The organism is Daejeonella rubra (genome assembly GCF_900103545.1).
In the GTDB taxonomy this organism is placed as follows: domain Bacteria; phylum Bacteroidota; class Bacteroidia; order Sphingobacteriales; family Sphingobacteriaceae; genus Daejeonella; species Daejeonella rubra.
In genome coordinates this window covers 1-3,382 of record NZ_FNHH01000058.1, presented here as the reverse complement: position 1 = coordinate 3,382, position 3,382 = coordinate 1, and the positions used below count along the sequence as shown (strand labels likewise).

Genomic DNA, 3,382 nt, shown 5'->3' with positions numbered 1-3,382 from the left:
CTGATATTTTTTCTTGCCTTGCATAATACAAAATACTAATAATCAGTTACTTAACAAAGTAATATTTAAAATAAATAAGTTGTGCAACAGCCACTTGATGAAAAAATAAACAAAAAATCAAGAAAGAACGAAGCTTCCACCGCCGAGGGCAAAACACCTGGCCTGCCGTTCTTTCATCCAACCGCACGGGTATTATGCTTCATTTTGCATTTGATCTATTAATTGAAAATCTTTTAACCCTGCTATACATTAAAGCAGGTGACTAGTCCTAAAAGCAAATTTTTCTTAGTTTTTACGAAGGTCCCTCACCTGCTGAAGGGCAGGTTTCGGAATGACATTCGATTTAAATTGATGTTACCCTTGTTTAAGTCACAGAAATCACCGTACTATAACCCGCTACCCCCTGTTTGTTAATATGTTAACAAATAAATAACACAAATGGTCATCCTTCAAGGATTATAATAGTTTATCTTTAATATATCGTATAATATCCTGTTATACACCGGTTTAAATAGAATTCACAAAATGAATATAAATTTATGACTTGGAAAAAATTTAATGGAGAGATCATTCAAAGCCCCATCCTCAGCGAAGTTGAATCAGCAATAGAACGTGAATACAATCAGGGAAATAAGCTCAAGGTCTGTATCGGTACAGATTCCCAGGTAAAAGGATCAATTATTGATTTTGCCACGGTAATCGTGTTTTTAAGGGAGAAAAAAGGTGGTTTCATGTACATACATCAGGAGCAATCATCTATTAAGATGAGTATTAAAGAAAGAATGTTAGCTGAGGTCCAAAAATCAATTGAATGTGCTTATTCACTTTGTAACCTTCTGGATCTTTATGATGTAGGACTCGAAGTACATGCCGACATCAATACCAACCCTAATTTCAAGTCAAACCAGGCATTACACGAAGCAATGGGATATATTTTAAGTATGGGATTTGTATTTAAAGCCAAGCCCGAAGCATTTGCCAGTTCAACATGTGCAAATAAGCTGGTTCAGTAAAATTGAGAATACCTGTTTATCTATTGCTACAGGAGTTCATCCTTAATATAAACACAGCCAATGCATTCCTCCTGTAATCCCTGGTTGGTATGGAAATTTTACGGACTGGATTTTTTGGCAAATATCTTCATCCAAATTGAGTCTTTCTGATTCAGGCAGATGCAAAATGATAATTCAATAGCTTAAACACCTGAAGAAATTATTATATCAATTTAAATTTACAGCGCCCTAACATTTGAATATTCTACTGCAATCTGCCTTACCTTTTCCAGATCTTCCTCAACATCATTCTCCGCCTCTGTTTCGTAAACATGACCATTGTTATTAACGATCAGCGTACCCTGAGTATATTTCTCATTATGCTGAGATGCATCAAGACCTTCTTCTTCATCTTCAGAGCTAACCCGAATAGGCTGAATAAGATTAATGAATTTAAAAATAAGGAAAGAAGCTGTGAAACTAAATGTAACTACAATCGCAAGAGCCTTAACCTGGGTAAAGAAAAACTCGGGGTTACCATATAATAGTCCGTCAACACCATCAGGATTAACCGTTTTTGTAGCAAATACCCCCGTCAGCAACATCCCAACTATACCTCCAACACCATGACAAGGAAAAACATCTAATGTATCATCCAGTTTAGTTTTTGATTTCCAGTAAACTGCAAGATTTGAAATTAAGGCTGTAAATGCACCTATAAATATACTTTGGGGAATTGCAACGTATCCGGCACTTGGAGTTATTGCAACCAGTCCGATGATGGCCCCGAGACAAAATCCCAATACAGAAGGCTTTTTACCTCTCACCACATCAAAGAACATCCAGGATAAACCTGCAGAACCGGCAGCAACATTTGTTGTTGCAAAAGCAGAAACTGCAAGACCGTTAGCACCAAAAGCTGAACCACCATTGAACCCAAACCAACCGAACCATAATAAACCGGTACCTATTAATACATAAGGAATGTTTGCAGGGGGTATTTCGCGACGTTCAACATGAACTCTTCTGCGCTTTAATACAAGTGCTCCGGCCAGCGCAGCCATACCAGCTGAAATATGAACTACCGTTCCTCCGGCGAAATCAAAAGATCCCATTTTGAAAAGGAAACCATCGGGATGCCAGGTCCAGTGCGCAAGTGGAGAATATACAAGCAAACTGAAGAGACAAATAAATAAGATGTAGGAGGTAAAACGAATTCGCTCAGCAACTGCACCTACAACTAAACCCGGGGTTATGATCGCAAACATTAACTGAAAAACTGCAAACAAGGTAAGAGGGATTGTAGGTGCCAGACTCCAGGGTGCTCCTGAATTTACTCCTTTAAAGAAAAGGAAGGTCATAGGATTTCCAATAAATCCTCCCAAAGAATCCCCAAATGCAAGACTAAACCCAACTGTGATCCATAATATACTTACTATTCCGGCAGCCACAACGCTTTTGATCATGGTTGAAATAACATTTTTACGATGAACCATTCCACCATAAAAAAGTGCTAATCCAGGAGTCATTAAAAAAACCAGTGCTGTTGCAACCAGCATCCATGCGATATCTGCACCGTTATATTGGGAAGTATCGCCAAAATTTGGTGCAGATTTTATAAAAATTGAAGCAATTGCGATACAACTTAAAATAAAAAATGGTGCGATTTGCTTAATGTCTATTTTCATGATTGCAATTTTTAATATTTTGCTATTTTTCTACTATTTAGATACAAACATATCATAAATTGATTGAAAAAATGAAAAAATGCATACATTTTTTACAAAAAATATAACATTTTTGTAATTTTTATATATTATGTTCAACAAAACAGCTAATTATTAAAACATTTTCAATAAAACCAATCAATTTACATTTTAAAATTATATCGAGAATTGAATTTTATTTAAATTCAGTGAGAAATGAATAAAATAGATAGAAATTAATCGGAAATAGAATATTTATTGAATAAATAATGAAAATTCAAGACAAAAATTAATTTTTTATTAAGAATAGACCTGTCTTTACTTGAAATTCTTTCATTCCTTAATGCTTTTGGCACGGTGAGAAAACTGACCACAGGAAAATTTCTATTTAAAATAGTGGTTTCTATACCAAGTTACCTATGAAGAATTTTCATGAATATTAAACAAATCGTTCACTCACTGAACCTCCGTTCACCTTTATTCCGTCCCGATTTTCATCGGGAGCAGGTGCTGCACGCACTCAATTAGCCACACCACTGCCTTTTATTGCATCAGACGCAGCGGATGGGATTTTGATACTTTTTTCTTGAGTGGCTGTTGCACAACTATTAAGATTATTCTACTAAAAAGTTTTAGGTTTTACGATTTAGCTTTTTAGTGTTAGTATAATTTATACATAATCTT

2 protein-coding genes are annotated in these 3,382 nt (G+C 35.5%); one reads left to right on the top strand and one right to left on the bottom strand.

The features are described 5' to 3' along the window. Nucleotides 1-539: 539 nt before the first annotated feature. Nucleotides 540-1,013 carry a ribonuclease H-like YkuK family protein gene (locus BLR27_RS18240; RefSeq protein WP_090707303.1) on the top strand — a complete coding sequence of 158 codons (474 nt, stop codon included), beginning with the start codon at nucleotides 540-542 and terminating at the stop codon, nucleotides 1,011-1,013. 218 nt (nucleotides 1,014-1,231) lie between these two features. Here the strand turns inward: BLR27_RS18240 and BLR27_RS18235 are convergent, their stop codons facing one another. After that, a complete protein-coding gene (locus BLR27_RS18235) occupies nucleotides 1,232-2,680 on the bottom strand; it encodes an ammonium transporter (RefSeq protein WP_090707301.1) in 1,449 nt (482 codons plus the stop codon). Nucleotides 2,681-3,382: the final 702 nt, after the last annotated feature.

What these genes read in the sequence shown, in the direction of transcription:
- BLR27_RS18240 (WP_090707303.1), top strand. Translation starts at nt 540, where the DNA reads ATGACTTGGAAAAAATTTAATGGAGAGATCATTCAAAGCCCCATCCTC.
- BLR27_RS18235 (WP_090707301.1), bottom strand. Translation starts at nt 2,680, where the DNA reads ATGAAAATAGACATTAAGCAAATCGCACCATTTTTTATTTTAAGTTGT.